We start from the raw sequence: 16,573 nt of genomic DNA on the forward strand, positions 1-16,573 counted from the left end.
GCCCGAAGAAGAAGAGCAGGGCGAAAGTGGCGTGACCGAAGGTGAATCAGCCGCGGGGTGAGCTGCGGAAGGTGCCATCTGAGTGGTAGGTCTCGCGGTCGAATTCGAACGCTTCACCCAGCTGGGCCTTGCGGGCCAGCTTCTTCACGGCAGCAGGATCGGTGTAGGTCTGGCCGTTGAGAGCACCGCCGTAGATGGTGGCCGTCACGCCGGTCTGCTCAAAGGAGTAGCGGGCTTCGGCGCGCCGGAAGGGAATGTCAGCCCTGACGATGCCCTGGTCGTCTTCGAGAACCACAGGGAAGTTCTCGAAGAAGTTGGGCAGGCGGCGAACCTGGAGGTTGCGGCCGTCCTTGTCGGTGAAGCTGATGTGACCCAGCCAGCTGGTGGGCAGGCCGTCGCCGTTGACCATCGGACCGACGCGGAACAGACCGCCCTTGGCTGGGCTATTGCCGACGTAGTCGAAGAAGGCCAGTTTCTCGGGAATGGCGCCATAGGCCTCTTCGGCACTGGCGCCGTTCTCCAGGGCCGTCTGGACCCGGCGGTTGATCTCCGTGCGGAAGTAGCCCTGATCCCACTGGTAACGGGTTGGACCGAAGAGCTCGACCGGTGTGGCCGCCGAGCCGTACCACATGGTTCCGGCCACGATGAAGGCCGCAAAGAACACGGCAGCGATGGCGCTGGCCAGCACCGTTTCGATGTTCCCCATCCTCAGAGCCTTGTAGAGGCGCTCGGGTGGGCGGGTGGTGATGTGGAAGATGCCGGCGATGATGCCCACGATGCCGGCGGCGATGTGGTGGGCCACGATCCCGCCGGGGTTGAAGGGGTTGAAGCCTTCAGGCCCCCAGGAGGGCTGAACTTTCTCGAGGTGTCCCGTGAGGCCGTAGGGGTCGGAGACCCACATCCCCGGACCGAAGACACCGGTGAGGTGGAACGCGCCGAAGCCGAAGCAGCCGAGGCCGGCGAGCAGAAGGTGGATGCCGAAGATCTTGGGCAGATCAAGGGCGGGTTCACCCGTGCGGGGGTCCTGCCAGATCTCCAGATCCCAGTAGGTCCAGTGCCAGATGGCGGCCAGGAAAAGCAGGCCACTGAAAATGATGTGGGCGGCGGCTACGCCTTCGAAACTCCAGAAGCCAGGGTCGACTCCCGTTTCTCCGGTGATGCTCCAGCCGCTCCAGCTGCCGGTCACACCCAGGCGGGCCATGAACTGCATGACGAACATGCCCTGGCGCCACATCGGGTTGAGCACCGGGTCGGATGGATCAAAAATGGCGAGCTCATAGAGCGCCATGGAGCCGGCCCAGCCGGCGACCAAAGCGGTGTGCATGAGGTGCACGGCCAGCAAGCGGCCCGGGTCGTTGATCACGACCGTGTGCACCCGATACCAGGGCAATCCCATGGGGGTCAGGTCCGGGGTAACTAACAGCTGCCTGTGAGGACATGACGTCAGCACAGACAGCGGACGATCAAAAGGATCGTTCCGTGTTGGGGATCGTAAGGGGTTCCCCTGGCCTTCGGCAGCGTTGCCGGGGAGCTGAAACGAGCCGTGACGCGGTATCCGGCGGTTTGCCCCGACGGCTGTTTACAAAACGCAACTTGCAAGCCTCAGAATGGAGGCTTCCGCGTCTGATCCTGATGCCCGTGATCCGCTTCGTCCGTGAGGGCCGTGATGTTGAGTGCTACCCCGGCGAAAACCTGCGGGAGGTGGCCCTGCGTGAGGGGTTGGAGCTGTATGGGCTCAAAGGGCAGCTCGGCAATTGTGGTGGCTGCGGTCAGTGCATCACCTGCTTCGTCGATGTGGTGGCTGAAGCATCGCCGGGCGCGCTGACCCCACGCACCGCCGTGGAGGACCGCAAGCTGCGCCGACGGCCAGACGGCTGGCGGCTGGCCTGTCAGGCCCTGGTGCAGCGCTCGCTGGTGGTGCTCACCAGGCCCCAGGCGGGCCTCGCCGATCGCGAGGCTCTGCTGGCGGCGGCCCGGGCGGAGCCCCTGGGGGCCGGGCCCACGGCCTGGCCGGCCGCGGAGGAGCCCTCTGAGGCTGAACCTGCGGACCTGGAGTCAACCGCTACGGCCGGTGAAGCGGCGGAGGAAGGCTCCATTGGTGGGTGATACGGTCGCCCCACGCCATTCACAACCCTCCCTAGAGCTCCCATGGAAACCAATGATCTGGGTTTTGTGGCCAGCCTCATGTTCGTGCTGGTGCCGGCCGTCTTCCTGATCGTTCTCTACATCCAGACCAGCAGCCGCGAGCAAGGCTAATCAGGTGTTGGGAGTGCTTTCTGGCACCCCTGTGCACTGGCCTGCGCCTCAGCATGTGCAGCCGCCGTTAGTCGTGATTCACGGCTGACGGCGGCATTGTTATGAAGAGGCCTTGCTGGGCTCAGCGGCCCGATTCGGGCTCCCGCACCAGCAGCACCGGTGCCGGTGCATGCACGCGGATGTAATCGCTCACGGAGCTGCCCAGCAGTCGGTCGATGTCGACCAGGCTCTTGGCCACCAGAGGCCTGCGGTCCTGGGAAGCGATCACCAGCAGGTCGGCCTTGAGCTCTTCGGCCATGGCACAGACTCCGCGGCCCACGTCGCCGGTGCCATGGACGCCCTTGAGCTCAACGCCAAGGGCACGGGCCCGCTGAACCGCTTTGTCGATCACCAGGTCGGCCGGGGTCTTGCCCCCTCGGCTGGGTTGAATGTCCTGGCGGGAGATGTGTACGCCTGTGAGGGTGCCTCCGGGAATTTCCCGCACCAGTTCGCAGGCGATCCTGAGGGCATCGTCGCCCACGCCTGTGCCGTCGAGGGTCACCATCACCCGGTTCACGTGGCGCACGTAGAGGTCGTCGCGCACCAGCAGCATCGGCCGCGTCGAGAGCTGGAAGACGTACTGGCTGGAGCTGTTGGCCAGGATCGACTGCAGCCGCCCCAGCCCCCTTGACCCCATCAGGATCAGATCGGCATCAAGCTCGTCGGCCACCTTGAGCACAGTCTGCTTGGTGTCGCCCTGGCGGATGATGGCGTTCACATCAGCGGGATCAAGGCCAAGCCGCTGGATGGCATCGGCCACGATGCCGGCAGCCTTCTGCCAGTGCTCCTGAAAATCATCGCCCGCCTGCTCCGGAACCACGTGCAGCAGGTTGATCCTGGCCTGGCGAAAGGCCGGGAGTTCGCGCAGCATGCGCACCATCTCTTCGACGTGGCCCTTGCCGGAATCGGCGATCAGCAGATTGCGAAACACGGGGCTGTCACGGCTCTCCGGCAGCCTATGGCCTGCGTCTGACTGGTCGAGCTGTGGCGGGAGAGGCTGTAATGGAGTGGCAAAAGGGGCACCGCTGCTGGCTGCTGCGGCGCCGGGTACTGCCGCAGCACACCGATCACGGGGGTGTGATGTGGCACGGCGCCTACCTCGCCTGGCTGGAGGAGGCCCGGGTGGAGGCCCTCGCAGCGGCGGGGCTCCCTTATGCCGCACTGTCGGCCCTGGGCCTGGAGCTGCCGGTGCTGGCCCTGCGGATCGACTATCACCAGGCCGTGGGCCATGGCGAGCTGGTGGAGCTGCACAGCCAGGCCCAGCCCCGCCGGGGCCTGCGGCTGCCCTGGATCAGCCGCTTCATCCTCAGTGGCGAGCGGCTGGCGGCTGAAGCCAGGGTGGAGCTGGCGCTGGTACGGCGTCAGGGAGCGGGCCTTCAGTTGGTGCGCCCCTATCCGCCGGAGCTTGAGCAGGCGCTCCAGAGATTGCTCGACGGACCCGACAAAGCGTGCTAGTACATCTGTACTGAATGGCATGGTCATGGGCGAGCTGGTGTCGCTGTCCTTTGCGTGTCGCTCCTGGGCAGGAGCCGCCTCCACTCCAGGGGGCTCAGCGAGTGGTTCATCTCCGGGGTCATTGGATCGTCTGAGCCAGTTCAGCTTTGGGCTGGATCCTGGCCCTGGCCAGTGCTGGGCTGAGCGGCGGCAGTGGTGGTTGCTCTGGAGCAGTTGTCCAGGCCTGGGCTGGCGCCGCCTGGCCGAACTGGAGCGCGTCTGTGGTGGGCTGGCGGCGGCCTGGACGGCCAGCAGGGCCGAGCTGGCCTGCCTGAACGGTTTCGGACCTGGCGTGCTGGCTAGCATCGAGGTTCACCGCCAGAGCTGGGGCCAGGATCCGCTGGGAGCTGGAGGCTGGCCCGCCCAGGCACCACGGCGGGTGCTCGTGCCGGGTGACCCCGCCCGTCCCGCCTCTCTGAATCAGCTGCAGCGGCCGCCACTGGCCCTGCACTGGGCTGGCCGAGGATCCCTCTGGGCTCCCCTGCGGCGGCGTCAGGCGATTGCGGTGGTCGGCACCCGCCGGCCCTCGCCGCATGGGCGAGCCATGGCCGAAGCGCTGGGCGCCGCCCTGGCCGAGGCCGGCTGGCCCGTGGTCAGTGGCCTGGCGGAGGGCATCGACGCCGCAGTGCATCGCGGATGCCTGGAACAGGGCGGACGCCCCATCGGTGTGCTCGGGACCCCGCTCGATCGTGTCTATCCACGCCATCACCAGGTCCTTCAATCGGCCGTGGCCCGCCATGGTCTGCTGGTGAGCGAGCACCCCCGGGGCACTCCCGTGCGGCGGGGCCATTTCGCCGCCCGCAATCGCCACCAGGTGGCCCTCGCCCAGGCGGTTGTGGTGGTGGAGTGCCCCGAATCGAGTGGGGCGCTCCACTCCGCCGCCCTGGCCTGGGACCAGGGGCTGCCGCTCTGGGTCGTTCCAGCCGACGCCGGCAAGTGCTCTGCCCTGGGCAGCAATCGCCTGCTGTCCCAGGGGGCGAGTCCGCTGCTGGCGGCCTCGGATCTGATCGCCCAGCTGGGCGCAGGCCCCCTTGGCCGCCCTCAGGCCACCACCACCACCACGGCGGCCAGCCCCTCTCCAGCCACACCCACTGGCGCGCCGGATCAGGCCCTGCTGGCCGCCCTGGGCCAAGGGGCCTCTCTGGAGCAGCTGGCCCAGGCCCTGGGCCGATCCGGGGCTGAGCTGGCCACCCAGTTGCTGCATCTGGAGCTGGCGGGCCGTGTGCGCGCGGAACCGGGTCTTCGCTGGCGCCCTGCCTCAGGGTCGCCTGTCTAAGTTTGGGCCATGGCTGCCTCCAGGCCCCTCCCCAGTGCTGAGCCCCAGCTGGCTCCTGCCAGCCAAGCGCCTGCAGTCCCAGGTGAGCTGATCCTGGGCTCCGAGCTGCTGGCCTGGCGCCGGCAGCGGCTGGGGGAAGGGGGCCGCGCTGCCGACCTCGACTGGCTGCTCGACCTCGGCGCCGGGCTGCGCTGGACCCAGCTGCAGCGGGTCTGGCTCGATCCCGCTTCACCCGTGCAGTTGCACACCGGGCTGGGCGAACTCACCGTCCTCTGGCGGCAGCATCTCGAGTGCCATACCCCCCTTCAGTATCTGGTGGGGGTGTGTCCCTGGCGGGAGTTCTCCCTGGCGGTGTCCCCGGCCGTTCTCATTCCACGCCAGGAAACCGAAGTGCTGGCGGATCTGGCTCTCGCTCTGGCCCTGGCCTTGCCGGCTCCGGCCCACAGGCCACTGACCTGGGCGGATCTCGGCACCGGATCCGGCTGCCTGGCTCTGGCCCTGGCCCGGGCGGCGCCCAAGGCCAGGGGGCTGGCGGTTGACTGCTCCGCCCAGGCCCTGGCCCAGGCTGAGATCAATCTCGAGGACGCCGGTCTCCTCGATCGGGTCACGCTGCACCTCGGCCAGTGGTGGGAGCCCCTGCGCCCCCACTGGGGTGGGCTGGACCTGGTGGTCAGCAATCCCCCCTACATCCCCACGGCGGTTCTCGTGGAGCTCGAGCCGCTGGTGCGGGAGCATGAGCCGCACCTGGCCCTCGATGGCGGCCCGGATGGACTCGAAGCGATCCGGGCCCTGGCCAGCGGAGCCTGGGCGGCCCTTGCCCCCGGGGGCTGGTTGCTGCTGGAGCACCACCACGATCAGAGCGATGCCGTGGCCGAGCTGCTTCTCGCCTGCGGGCTGGTGGAGGTGACCTCCCATCGCGACCTTGAGGGGCGTTGGCGCTTTGCCCAGGCCCGGCGGCCCATGCCTGGGTCCAGGCCAGCATGGCCAGAATCCAATAGGCCCCCGCTGGCTTGATGGAACGATCCCCCCAGCCACCAGCCCAACCAGGCCGGGCTCAGGCCATGCCTGCAGCACTCCTGGCCGAGTGGATTCTCGCGGGCGGTCCGGCGATTTTCCCCACCGACACCCTGCCGGCCCTGGCGGCTCTACCGGCAGCCGCCGGGCAGATCTGGGAGCTCAAGTCGCGCCCGAGTAACAAGCCACTGATCCTGATGGGGTCAGAGCCTGAGACGCTGTTCGCGGCGCTGGAGCTGTCGCCGCGCCCCCAGTGGTTGGAGCTGGCAGAGCGCTGCTGGCCTGGTGCTCTCACCCTGGTGCTGCCCGCACGGGGTGCGGTGGTGGCCGCTCTGCAGCCTGGCGTGGTGGCCGCCGAAGCCAGGCTTGGCCTGCGCATTCCCGCCTGCGAGCGGGCCCGCGAGCTGCTCCGCCGCACCGGACCCCTGGCCACCACCAGCGCCAACCGCTCCGGTGACCCTCCATGCCTTACGGCCTCCCAGGCCGAAGCCATGTTCCCCCAGGTGCCACGGCTGGCGCCGTTGCCCTGGCCCCACCCGTCAGGACAGGGCAGCACGGTGCTCGCCTGGAGCCTGGCCGGAACCTGGCAAGTGCTGCGCTCCGGTGCTGTGATGCCAGACCTGGATCTTCTCTGCAACTGAGGCCGCGATGCTCTGGCTTGTGCTGGCCGTGTTGGTCACGCTCGGTCTGTCCAACACCTTGGTCGAGCCCTGGTTGACCTGGGCAACCCCGGCGGCCGGTTTGCACGGCTGGGGCTGGGCTGGGCTGGTGCTGGTTGGCTTCATGCTGGCCGGTCGCCGGACCTGATCCGGGCCGCTGACCTACAGCAGGCCGCGGTAACGCACGAACAACTGAAGGATGGCCCAGGAGCCCAGGGTCACCTTGATGGCCACCAGGATGTTGAGCAGGGGAATCCAGCCTCCGCTGGCCAGGCTGCCGAAGGTGCCTGCCGGCGGAGCCAGGCCCGAGAGGCTGCACTGGGCCAGAATCAGGAAGATGATCACCGCCACCTTCTCCCAGGTGCCAGCGTGATAACGCTTGTAGAACGCCGCCGTGCGCTCGGCCGAGCCACTGATCACCAGCAGGCCGATGGCGGTCCCTCCGGCCACTCCCGCCCCAAAGCCCCCTCCGGGAGAGAGGTGTCCGCGCAGGGCCAGCTCCACGGCCACCAGGGCGCAGACGGTGGCCCCGAGTTGGCAGAGCACCAGGGATGGGGCATCCTCCATGGCCAGGATTGAGCGGGCAGGCGCTTCACCGCTCAGCAGCAGCTTCACCCCCAGCGCCGCGAGGCTGAACACAACCACCTCCCCCACCGTGTCGTAGAGCCGGGTGTTGAGAATGATCCCCGAGACCACATTGGGCACAGCTGCATCCCTGGTGATCGACGCCACGATGGACGTGGAGCTCGGCAGGGTGATCGCCTGATCGAGCAGGGGCAGGCCGCAGAGCAGGCCCGCGGTGAGCACATAGAGCAGGGTCCTCACGGCTGGGCTCCTGCGCCGGCAGGGGCGACTTGGCTGAGGGGGGCGATCGTGCCGCCGGCCAGGCGCCAGGCCCTGGCCCCATCGAGGCTGAGCAACTGCTCCAGCAGTCGCCCCGAGCGGATCAGAAGTTCGCCATCGCCCCCGAGCTGGCCATGGCAGGTCCCCCCCCTGGGATCGTCGATCACCTCAAGGCGGAGAAAGGCCTGCTGAAGCCAGGGCTCCAGCAGGGCCCGGTGCTCACTGCCCAGCAGTTCTCCCTCAGGCAAGGCCAGCCGGAACACCATCGACGAGCGAAGGGCAATGGCGTAGAGCGTGGTGGAGAGCAAGGTCCCCACCAGCGCCTCGGTGAGGGCCACATCGGCTGCCCCCAGCAGGGCATAGAGCAGGCTGGCTATCGCACCCAGGATCCCCCGCAGCACCAGGGTCTGGTACGGATTCCGCTGCAGCACCATCAGGATGGCGGTCAGGGGCAGCAGAGCCGCGATCGGCAGCAGCTGGGCCAGGTTTCTGCCCAGATCAAGGGGGGGGCTCATGGCGCCAGCTCAACCCCCTCCAGGAGTGGTGCCGTACTGCGGCGGGAGCAAAAGCCGAGGACGTAGCCGAACAACGTGTTCCAGATCACCAGGGAGAACAGGGCAAGGCTCAACACGGGCCATTCCGCCGGCTGGAGCACCAGCAGACCGAGCACGATCAGCGCCGAGCCGAGGGTGTCGGCCACCGACAGACCATGAAGCTTGGCCAGGTAGCTGGAGCGGCCCAGCAGAGGCCACGTTCCCATCAGCCAGAACACCAGTCCGCTGGCCAGCAGCAGTCCGCTCAGCACCCCAGTGAGCATGGTCATGGCTCCATCTCCCGCAGCAGGTTGGCCAGCAGCATCACCCCCGCATTGCCCACGCTCAGCACGATCACGCCCACCACACCGATCATCCGGTCGCCGCGGGCCACATCGAACACCAGCAGCAGGATCGAAACCTTGGTGGAGATGCTGGCGAAGGCCGCGAGCCGGTGCCAGAGATCGGGATTGCGCAGCACCACCAGCACCGGCATCAGCAGTGCCAGCACCATCCCGTAAACGAGCACCATCATTTCCGCTGCTCCCGACCCAGCTCATGCACCAGGTAGTTGCCGTCGGGACGCCGGCCCAGGGCAATGGTGAGGGGCGTGAGCGTGATCCTGAACACCTCCAGGAACACCACCAGCGACGACTGGCTGCCTGAGCCCTTCAAGCTGGTGAACCGCTCCAGCCTGTGGGGCCTGAGGGTCATCGTCACTGCTTCGGCGTAGGCCTGAGGAATCGAGAGCAGCACGGCCCAGAGGGAGTGCAGCAGCAGCCCTGGGCTGGCCAGCCTCGAGCGGGCCCTGGGCAGCACCACCGCCAGGGTCAGGCCCGCGATCAGGTTGAAACGCCCCACATCGGCGGTGAGCAGGAGCCAGAGGCCCAGCCGGAATCCGGTGGTCAGCCCCCAGCTGGCTGCACGGCGCAGTCTCAGGCTATGGCCCGTCACCACGAGAGTGTCACCACCAGCGCGGTCCCCATGATGCCCATGCCGCCGATCAGGTCATCGAAGCGTTCCAGATCCGGCAACTTGATCGACGACCTCCAGGGCTGAATCAGCCTGTGGAGCGCCCAGCCGGCCAGCAGCACTCCCAGGGATTTCAGCAGCGAGCTCGCCTTGAAGCTGCTCAGCCAGAGCGTGCTGTCGTTGGCCATGAACGGCAGGCCATTCCCCAGCACCAGGGCGGCCAAGAGCAGCGCCACTCCCCAGTGGAACGGGGCGGCGGCAGGGGGGCGTTCTTGGCTCGGCCTCACGATCGGGCTGGCCCACAGCCGCATGTACACAGCGGCTGTGCCCACCGAGAACAACGTGACCAGCAGAACCGGCAGGGGGCCAAGCCGCTGTTGGAGCTGCTCCTTCGCCAGATACCCCACCAGCAGGGGACAGCCGGCGATCGAGAGGGCCGCCAACCGCATCGGCAGCGCCACCGACCACGGCAGGGGCATCTCGGACCAGCTCTCCAGCCGGCGGCTGGGACAGCGGCGAGTCAGCAGGAACAGGCAGGCTTTGGCGAGGCCGTGCCCCAGAGCGAAGAGGCCCGCCGTCACCGGGGAGATCACCACCAGGCCGATCTGTGAGACCGTGCTCCAGGCCAGCAGACGCTTGACGTCGGTTTCCAGCAAGGCAAAGACCACGGCAAAGCCCGCGCTGGCCAGCCCCAGCCAGATCACCACCGACGCCAGCTCCGGGCTCCCCTGGGAGAGCCTCACGAGCGGTGCCGCCCCAGCGGTGATGACCACCCCCGAGAGCAGCGCCGACACCTCAGCCGGGGCCTCGGCATGGGTGCGGGGCAGCCATAGCCCCGAGATGAACAGCCCCGACTTCGTCAACAGCCCGATCAGCAGCAGGGCCAGGGCGCCGGTCGTGGCGCCAGCGACCCCCTCAAAGGCAAAGGAGCCATGGCTGGCCTGCACCTGGGCACAGCCGATCAGAAAGAAAAGCAGAGCTGTGCTGCCCACGAGTAGGTAACGCAGGGCAATGCAGAGCGAGCGGAACTTGTGGCGGTCGGCGATCAGCAGGAAGGCGCACAGGCTCACCACCTCCAGGGCCACATAGAGGCTGATCAGGTCGTGGCAGACGAGGGCGGAATTGATCGAGCCAAGCAGGGCCATCAACAGCAGGCAGAAGCTGGGATCGTCGTGGCTCTGGCCCCGCTCCAACAGCACCGCGGCGCTCACCAGAGCATTGAGCAGGAGGAAAGGGGCGACAAAACCATCCAGCAGCAGCGACACGCCTGATGGCCCCACCAGCTGGATCAGGATCGGCTCCGGATCAAGGCTCAGGATCAGGCCTGCGGCCAGCGTGGCTGTGCAGCAGAGCAGCGCCATCCACCAGCCCAGTTTCGGCCACAGCGCGGCGCTGAAAGCCAGCAGGAACGGCAGCAGCAACCAGCCGATGATGAGGGCACTCATCCTTCGGCAGCCTCCTCCAAGGCATCGATCTGCAGGCTGGGCTCCCGCCGGGCCAGGTGGGTGATCACCACCAGCAGCAGGGCCTGAACAGAAAATCCGATCACGATCGCCGTGAGGATCACCGCCTGGGGCACCGGATCAGCAAAGTCGGCTGCCGGGGATGAAGCTGCCCCGGTGCTGGCTTCGAGAATCGGCGTGCGCACTCCGCTGCGGGCGGCCAGCAGCACGAAGAACCCGATCACCCCGGTGCTCATCACATCCAGTGCCAGCACCTTGAGAAAGAGGTTTCGGCGCAGGAGCAGTCCCAGAAACCCAGCCAGCACCGTCACCAGCACCAGGGCCTCGATCAACAGCGCAGGGGTGAGGGGGGGGAAGGAGATGGAGGAACTGGAAGCAAGCCGGCTAACGGATTTGAACCGATGACCTTCGCTTTACAAAAGCGCTGCTCTACCACTGAGCTAAGCCGGCACGGCTCTGAGCTTATCGCTCGCCCCGCGCCCAGAGCAGCAGCTGAGATCGATTGCTGCAGCCCGCCTTGGCCAGCAGGCTCGACACATGACTCTCGACGGTCCTGGGGCTCAGCACCAGTTCCGCCGCGATCGCCTTGTTGCTCAGGCCGCGCACCAGCCAACCCAGCACCCGTTGCTCGGCCGGCGTGGGAGACAGCTCCACCAGGGGCATGGGCCCACCCTCAACGGTTCGGTTCTGAGGATTCCCAACCGCTTCGCCTTTGAGCCTTGCCGGTTGCCACGGGTCCGGCTCAGGCGGTGGCCATGGAGGGATCACCGCCGGGGGGCGGTGGCTTGGGGCGGGCCCGTTTGATTGGCAGGTTGGCCACCAGGGCTGTGACGCGGTCCTCGGTTTCAAGGCTCACGTCACCTTCCTCAAGATCGATCTCCACGTAGCGCGAGACCACCTCGAGAATTTCCCGGCGCATCTGCTCGAGTAATTCGGGATTGAGGTCACTGCGGTCGTGGGCCAGCACCAGTTGCAGCCTTTCGCGGGCCATGCCCGCACTGGCGGGCTGACGACCGAGCAGCTTGTCGATGAAATCGCGCAAGGTCATCGCGGCTCAGAAGATTTTGGTGTGCATCAGGCGGCCCAGCTTGGCGCGCAGGCCCTGGCCCTCCTTGGTGGGGTCGGCCAGGGGGACCTCTTCACCGCTCAGGCGGCGGGCCACGTTGGTGTAGGCCTGGCCTGCCGGTGAACGGCTGCCGTTGAGGGTGAGTGGCTCGCCCCGGTTGGTGGACACGATCACCTGCTCGTCCTCGAGCACCAGACCCAGCAGGGGCAGGGCCAGGATGTCGGTGACGTCGCTGACCGAGAGCATCTCCTGGTTGGCCATCATGCGTGGCCTGACCCGATTGAGCACCAGCTGGATCGGTTTGATGTCGCGGGTCTGGAGAAGCCCGATCACCCGGTCGGCATCGCGGACGGCCGACACTTCGGGCGTGGTGACCACCAGCGCCTCACGCGAGGCGGCGGCCGCATTCTTGAACCCCTCCTCGATGCCGGCGGGACAGTCGATGAGCACGTAATCGAATTGCTCTGCCAGCAGTCCCACGATCTTCTTCATGTCGTCGGGCGTGAGCCACTCGAGCATGCGCGGATTGCCGGCCGGCAGAAGGGAGAGGTTGGGTTCCTGCTTGTGCTTCACCAGGGCCTGCTCCAGGCGGCAACTGCCGGAGAGCACCTCCTGGGCGGTGTAGACGATCCGGTTCTCAAGCCCCAGCAACAGATCAAGGTTGCGCAGACCGAAATCGGCATCGAGCACGGCGGTTCTGGCCCCCTGCTTGGCCAGGGCGATGCCCAGATTGGCCGTGAGCGTGGTTTTGCCGACGCCACCTTTGCCTGAACAGATCAGAATTGTGCGGTTCTGTGCGCTCGTCACGGGTTTGCCAGACATGCCCAAGATTATGGCCCCCATCTTTGGCCAGCCCATGGTTGAGCAGCCCGGCTTCCAGTAACGCCTGTGGGTGATGGGCGACGACGCGGTCGAGACGCTGGTTGATCTGATCGCTCAGCCCCGTGATGGGGAGCGGCGTCTCAAGCTGTAAAAACGGGATGGAGTCCGAGAATCTGCAGCCAGCGCGGCTGGGGGGGTCAACCGCTGAAGGGGGGCCAGCTCGGCTCGGAGGGATCGATGCGAATCACCCCCCCCACCAGGCGGGCCTGTTCGCAGAAGCCCTGCGGAGGTGAATCCTCCGGTCCCCTGGCGATCACCTCGGCGATGCGCAGCTGCAGGGGGCGCAGCTGCAGGGCCACGATCCTGGCGTTGGGATCACCGTGGCAGCCGGCATGGGCCACACCCCGCAGCCGGCCCCACACCAGCACGTGCCCGCCGGCGCTGACCCGGGCGCCCGGGTTGACATCACCGAGCACCAGTGCCGTGCCCTCCACCTGGAGGTGGTCGCCGGAGCGCAGGGTGCCCCGCTGAATCACCAGATCTGGGCTGTTGCGGGAGTCCGGACCGGGCCCTGGGGCGGTGCTCTTCTGCAGGCGTGTGCTGAGGCCGATGGCCGCCGCTGCCGCCAGGGTGAGGGCCTGGCGACCTTCCACGCCCATCAGCTCGAGCTCGTGGGTGGCCAACTGATGCTCAAGTCCGCGCAGGTCGGCCGCCGTGAGCAGCCAGTCGCCGCTCTGGAGCAGCAGCGCTCCGCTGTCGATCACACCATCGAGTCCCCGCTGCAGCTGCTCCGGCAGGGGGGCAGCCTCGGGACCAGGCTCCGGCAGCAGCAACTGGTGGGGGAGGCCGCTGCGGGCGGCGGGCACGAACTCGGCAGCCATCGCCGTATGCGGAGGGGCCCAACTTAGGCAGCGCCGCGGCGACTGCTCCCCAGGGCACGGGCCCGCTCCCGCAGGTGTTCACTTACCTCGGGGGGGTGGATCAACCAGGCCAGCTCCACCGGCTTCACCAGGCTGGCCACCAGGGGGGAGTGTTCCTCCAGGGCCGCCAGCGACTCCCCATCCCAAAGCCGCAACCCACCTTTGTAGGGGTCATAGCCGCGGTTCTGACGCTGTTGCAGGGCGCAGCACAGGCTGGGCTTCAGTCCGGCGGCCTCGCTGAGCCTCTGGGCCAGGGCCAGCAACTCCAGCCGTCCACCGGCATCCAGGTGGCTGACGTCACGGGCCCGGAGCAGGCGCCGGTCCAGCAGGCGTCCGCAGAGCTCCTGCAGATCGGCCGGCCCCGCCTCCCGCCAGCGCATCAGGTGGTAGCCCGTGCGCAGGTCGTCGTTGGCCAGGTAGGTCTCCAGATCGAGGCTCTCAGGGCGCCACAGCCACTTCGCCATCACCGCATCGGCGTCCACTCCGCCTTCGGGCCCGAGGCGGCGGGCCAGCTGGATCGTCCGGGTCAGCAACCAGTTGCAGACCACATTGAGCCGGTGGTTGTAGAGGCTGCGGTACATCAGGCTGCGCACCACCAGGTAGTGCTCCACCGCCATCAGTCCTTTCGGGTGCAGCGCCAGGCTGCCGTCAGGAGCCACGGTCAGGGCCCCCAGGATCCGCTCCAGGTCGAGCTGGCCATAGCGGGTGCCCGTGCTGTGGCTGTCCCGTAGCAGGTAGTCGAGCCGGTCGCAGTCGAGCTGGCCGCTCACCAGGGAGGCCAGCGCCGTCTGTCGGTGCTGACCGTGCTCCAGCAGGTCGGCCACGGCATCGGCACTGCCGGGGGCATGGCGCTCGAGAGCCTCACGCAAGGCCGGGTGTTCCCGCACCAGCCGGGCCGACCAGGTTTCGTGGCGCAGCCCATACATCTCCTCACCGGAGTGGCTGAGCGGGGCGTGCCCCACGTCGTGCAGCAGGGCCGCGGCGTAGAGCACCCCCTGATCCTGTGCCAGCTCGGGGGCCTGGCGCTCCAGCTGGTGCAAGGCAAGCCTGGCCAGATGCAGCACCCCAAGGGAATGGGTGAAGCGGCTCGACTCAGCGCCATGGAAGGTGAGGAACGCCGGCCCCAGCTGGCGGATCCGGCGCAGGCGCTGGAAGGGGGCCGTGTCGATCAGCTCCATGGCCAGGCCTTCGGCCGGTTGGCTTCGCTCCAGCCGGATCGCTCCGTGCAGGGGATCGTGATAGGTGCGCAGGCTCATGCTGTGGGGAGCTCCTGCAGCAGCTGCTCGGCGGCCAGCTGCAGCCAGTGGTCGTCGGCCCCACCTGGATTGAGGGGCTCCGGCTCGGGCAGCAGCCGGTCGGGTGCGATGCCCTGGTTCTGGATGTCACGGCCGCTGGGAGTCCTGTAGCGGGCCACGGTCACGGCCAGGCCGCTGCCGTCCCCCAGGTTGATCAGTGTCTGGATCAGTCCCTTGCCGAAGGTGCGGCTGCCCAGCAGAGCTGATCGGCCGTCGTCCTGGAGGGCGCCCGCCAGGATTTCGCTGGCGCTGGCAGTGCCCCCATTCACCAACGTGACCATCGGGCCGCTGTACAGCTGTCCGGCCGCGGCCTGCCGCCGCTCACTCAGACCGTCGCGGTTCATGGTCTCCACGATCGGCTGGGCGGCGAGGAAGGCATTGGCCACCGCCACTCCCGCCTCGACAAGACCGCCGGAGTTGTTGCGCAGATCGAGAATCACCCCCTCCACACCCTCCTGGTCGAAGCCCTGGAGAGCCTCACGCACCCCGGCGGGCACCGGCTCGCTGAACTGAGTGATGCGCAGCAGTCCCAGGCGGTGACCCTCGCGCTTGAGCAGCCTGGACCGTACCGTTTGCAGGTCCACCCGCTCACGCCTCAGCAGCACTTGTCTGGGTTCAGCCCGGGGGGTGGGCGGCTGGATCAGCACCTGCACGCTGGTGCCAGCCGGACCCCTCAGGCGCGCGGCCGTGGCCTCCAGTCCAAGGATGCGGCACGGCTTTCCCTCCACTTCCAGCACCTCGCTGCCCGAGCTGATGCCGGCCTCGGCGGCCGGCGACCCATCCAGCGGCGCAATCACCACGATCCCCTGCCCGTCCTCTCCCAGGCTCAGCTGCAGGCCCACGCCGCTGACGCTTCCCTCCGTTGTGGCGCGCAGGGCTTTGTAGTCGCCAGGGCGAAGCACACGGGTGTAGGGATCGCCGATCGGCTCAAGCATGGCCGCGATGGCGTCGTAGGCCTGGGCGCTGGTCTCCATCGGCTGTTCCAGGGCCTTCTGGCGCAGGCGCCGCCAGTGCACGGTTTCAAAACGTGTGGGGTCGACATAGCTCTGGTTCACCAGCCGCCAGGCCTCGACCACCAGCTGCTGAGCATCGTTGAGGGCCAAGGCAGGGCCGGGCTGCAGCCACAGCCCAACGCAGAGCAGCAGGGCCAGCGCCATGGCTCGTCCTCGCCAAGAGATCAGCGCGTTGGAGAGGGGCTTGGACCGGCTCATCGCTGGCAAGCCGGAGACAGGACGGCAATCACGGCCCAAGCGCGGGTATCGGTAGACTCTCGCAACCCCAACCCAGCACTGCATGGCGAACTCGTCTCCCGCCGCCAAGTCGTCTCCTGTTTTCGACTGGTTCGAGGAGCGCCTGGAACTCCAGGCGATTGCCGACGACATCTCCTCAAAGTACGTGCCGCCCCACGTCAACATCTTCTATTGCCTCGGTGGCATCACGCTGGTGTGCTTCCTGATCCAGTTCGCCACTGGATTCGCGATGACCTTTTATTACAAGCCCACGGTGGCTGAGGCCTATTCCTCGGTTCAGTACCTGATGACCGACGTCAGCTTCGGCTGGCTGATCCGCTCGGTGCATCGCTGGAGCGCCAGCATGATGGTGCTGATGCTGATTCTGCACGTCTTCCGCGTGTATCTCACCGGCGGCTTCAAGCGTCCCAGGGAGCTCACCTGGGTCACCGGCGTGGTGATGGCCGTCATCACCGTCTCCTTTGGCGTTACCGGATATTCCCTCCCCTGGGATCAGGTCGGTTACTGGGCCGTCAAGATCGTTTCGGGTGTCCCCGCCGCAGTTCCTGTGGTCGGCGATTTCATGGTCGAGCTGCTGCGTGGTGGTGAGAGCGTCGGTCAGGCCACGCTCACCCGCTTCTACAGCCTGCATACCTTCGTGATGCCCTGGCTGCTGGCCGTGTTCATGCTCA

At 67.5% G+C, this 16,573-nt stretch carries 22 protein-coding genes, 1 tRNA gene and 1 pseudogene; 8 read left to right on the plus strand and 16 right to left on the minus strand.

The window, feature by feature from the left end:
* Window positions 1–49: 49 nt before the first annotated feature.
* Window positions 50–1,396, minus strand: a pseudogene (gene psbB, locus KBY78_RS07795) (photosystem II chlorophyll-binding protein CP47); the annotation flags it as partial.
* Window positions 1,397–1,632: 236 nt separating this feature from the next.
* Between psbB and KBY78_RS07800 the strand changes: the two are divergent.
* Window positions 1,633–2,106, plus strand: a complete 474-nt coding sequence (locus KBY78_RS07800) for a 2Fe-2S iron-sulfur cluster-binding protein (protein WP_006173430.1) — start codon at window positions 1,633–1,635, stop codon at window positions 2,104–2,106.
* 42 nt (window positions 2,107–2,148) lie between these two features.
* Window positions 2,149–2,256 carry a photosystem II reaction center protein PsbM gene (gene psbM / locus KBY78_RS07805; RefSeq protein WP_006173432.1) on the plus strand — a complete coding sequence of 36 codons (108 nt, stop codon included), beginning with the start codon at window positions 2,149–2,151 and terminating at the stop codon, window positions 2,254–2,256.
* Window positions 2,257–2,377: 121 nt separating this feature from the next.
* Here psbM and KBY78_RS07810 read toward each other — a convergent pair whose 3' ends face one another.
* Window positions 2,378–3,226, minus strand: coding sequence for a universal stress protein (locus KBY78_RS07810; protein WP_006173433.1), 849 nt, complete (start codon window positions 3,224–3,226; stop codon window positions 2,378–2,380).
* A gap of 71 nt (window positions 3,227–3,297) precedes the next feature.
* On the opposite strand from KBY78_RS07810, the gene KBY78_RS07815 reads away from it, so the two are divergent.
* The 5 genes from KBY78_RS07815 to KBY78_RS07835 all read left to right on the plus strand — a co-directional run bounded on the left by KBY78_RS07815 (window position 3,298) and on the right by KBY78_RS07835 (window position 6,886).
* On the plus strand, window positions 3,298–3,750 hold the full coding sequence (locus KBY78_RS07815) for an acyl-CoA thioesterase (protein ID WP_255143116.1): 453 nt from the start codon (window positions 3,298–3,300) through the stop codon (window positions 3,748–3,750).
* A 121-nt stretch (window positions 3,751–3,871) separates the two neighbouring features.
* Window positions 3,872–5,065 (plus strand): DNA-processing protein DprA, encoded by a 1,194-nt coding sequence (locus tag KBY78_RS07820; RefSeq protein ID WP_255143117.1) that lies wholly within the window; start codon window positions 3,872–3,874, stop codon window positions 5,063–5,065.
* A 9-nt stretch (window positions 5,066–5,074) separates the two neighbouring features.
* The gene (gene prmC, locus KBY78_RS07825; protein ID WP_255143118.1) at window positions 5,075–6,079 is read left to right on the plus strand and encodes a peptide chain release factor N(5)-glutamine methyltransferase; all 1,005 of its coding nucleotides are present in this window, start codon (window positions 5,075–5,077) and stop codon (window positions 6,077–6,079) included.
* Window positions 6,080–6,126: 47 nt separating this feature from the next.
* Window positions 6,127–6,720 carry an L-threonylcarbamoyladenylate synthase gene (locus tag KBY78_RS07830; RefSeq protein WP_037981734.1) on the plus strand — a complete coding sequence of 198 codons (594 nt, stop codon included), beginning with the start codon at window positions 6,127–6,129 and terminating at the stop codon, window positions 6,718–6,720.
* A gap of 7 nt (window positions 6,721–6,727) precedes the next feature.
* Window positions 6,728–6,886, plus strand: coding sequence for a hypothetical protein (locus KBY78_RS07835; protein ID WP_255143119.1), 159 nt, complete (start codon window positions 6,728–6,730; stop codon window positions 6,884–6,886).
* Window positions 6,887–6,900: 14 nt separating this feature from the next.
* On the opposite strand, the gene KBY78_RS07840 is transcribed toward KBY78_RS07835, so the two are convergent.
* The 14 genes from KBY78_RS07840 to ctpZ all read right to left on the minus strand — a co-directional run bounded on the left by KBY78_RS07840 (window position 6,901) and on the right by ctpZ (window position 15,863).
* Window positions 6,901–7,563 carry a Na(+)/H(+) antiporter subunit B gene (locus KBY78_RS07840; RefSeq protein ID WP_255143120.1) on the minus strand — a complete coding sequence of 221 codons (663 nt, stop codon included), beginning with the start codon at window positions 7,561–7,563 and terminating at the stop codon, window positions 6,901–6,903.
* A complete protein-coding gene (locus KBY78_RS07845; RefSeq protein WP_255143121.1) occupies window positions 7,560–8,096 on the minus strand; it encodes a hydrogenase subunit MbhD domain-containing protein in 537 nt (178 codons plus the stop codon). The genes KBY78_RS07840 and KBY78_RS07845 overlap by 4 nt, the downstream gene beginning before the upstream one ends.
* Complete coding sequence (locus KBY78_RS07850; protein WP_255143122.1) at window positions 8,093–8,404, minus strand: monovalent cation/H(+) antiporter subunit G; 312 nt, start codon at window positions 8,402–8,404, stop codon at window positions 8,093–8,095. Before KBY78_RS07850 ends, KBY78_RS07845 begins: the two co-directional genes overlap by 4 nt.
* Window positions 8,401–8,649, minus strand: coding sequence for a hypothetical protein (locus tag KBY78_RS07855; protein WP_255143123.1), 249 nt, complete (start codon window positions 8,647–8,649; stop codon window positions 8,401–8,403). The genes KBY78_RS07850 and KBY78_RS07855 overlap by 4 nt, the downstream gene beginning before the upstream one ends.
* Window positions 8,646–9,071, minus strand: a complete 426-nt coding sequence (locus tag KBY78_RS07860) for a Na+/H+ antiporter subunit E (protein ID WP_255143124.1) — start codon at window positions 9,069–9,071, stop codon at window positions 8,646–8,648. Before KBY78_RS07860 ends, KBY78_RS07855 begins: the two co-directional genes overlap by 4 nt.
* Complete coding sequence (locus KBY78_RS07865) at window positions 9,065–10,531, minus strand: proton-conducting transporter membrane subunit (protein ID WP_255143125.1); 1,467 nt, start codon at window positions 10,529–10,531, stop codon at window positions 9,065–9,067. Before KBY78_RS07865 ends, KBY78_RS07860 begins: the two co-directional genes overlap by 7 nt.
* A complete protein-coding gene (locus KBY78_RS07870; RefSeq protein ID WP_006173460.1) occupies window positions 10,528–10,881 on the minus strand; it encodes a cation:proton antiporter subunit C in 354 nt (117 codons plus the stop codon). Before KBY78_RS07870 ends, KBY78_RS07865 begins: the two co-directional genes overlap by 4 nt.
* A gap of 46 nt (window positions 10,882–10,927) precedes the next feature.
* Window positions 10,928–10,999, minus strand: a tRNA-Thr gene (locus tag KBY78_RS07875).
* 12 nt (window positions 11,000–11,011) lie between these two features.
* Window positions 11,012–11,212 carry a response regulator transcription factor gene (locus KBY78_RS07880; RefSeq protein WP_006173462.1) on the minus strand — a complete coding sequence of 67 codons (201 nt, stop codon included), beginning with the start codon at window positions 11,210–11,212 and terminating at the stop codon, window positions 11,012–11,014.
* A gap of 79 nt (window positions 11,213–11,291) precedes the next feature.
* Window positions 11,292–11,597, minus strand: coding sequence for a cell division topological specificity factor MinE (minE, locus tag KBY78_RS07885; protein WP_006173464.1), 306 nt, complete (start codon window positions 11,595–11,597; stop codon window positions 11,292–11,294).
* A gap of 6 nt (window positions 11,598–11,603) precedes the next feature.
* Window positions 11,604–12,437: a septum site-determining protein MinD gene (gene minD / locus KBY78_RS07890; RefSeq protein ID WP_255143126.1), complete on the minus strand. Its 834-nt coding sequence runs from the start codon at window positions 12,435–12,437 to the stop codon at window positions 11,604–11,606.
* A 197-nt stretch (window positions 12,438–12,634) separates the two neighbouring features.
* Window positions 12,635–13,318: a septum site-determining protein MinC gene (minC, locus tag KBY78_RS07895; RefSeq protein ID WP_255143127.1), complete on the minus strand. Its 684-nt coding sequence runs from the start codon at window positions 13,316–13,318 to the stop codon at window positions 12,635–12,637.
* A gap of 23 nt (window positions 13,319–13,341) precedes the next feature.
* The gene (locus tag KBY78_RS07900) at window positions 13,342–14,613 is read right to left on the minus strand and encodes an HD domain-containing protein (RefSeq protein ID WP_255143128.1); all 1,272 of its coding nucleotides are present in this window, start codon (window positions 14,611–14,613) and stop codon (window positions 13,342–13,344) included.
* Entirely contained in the window at window positions 14,610–15,863 is a 1,254-nt protein-coding gene (gene ctpZ, locus KBY78_RS07905) for a carboxyl-terminal processing protease CtpZ (RefSeq protein WP_399215534.1), read from the minus strand. Before ctpZ ends, KBY78_RS07900 begins: the two co-directional genes overlap by 4 nt.
* 82 nt (window positions 15,864–15,945) lie before the next feature.
* Between ctpZ and petB the strand changes: the two genes are divergently transcribed.
* Window positions 15,946–16,573: cytochrome b6 (petB, locus tag KBY78_RS07910; RefSeq protein ID WP_255143129.1), on the plus strand; the 628-nt coding region annotated here is incomplete at its 3' end.

The sequence above is a fragment of the Synechococcus sp. EJ6-Ellesmere genome (assembly GCF_024345875.1).
GTDB lineage: Bacteria > Cyanobacteriota > Cyanobacteriia > PCC-6307 > Cyanobiaceae > Regnicoccus_A > Regnicoccus_A antarcticus.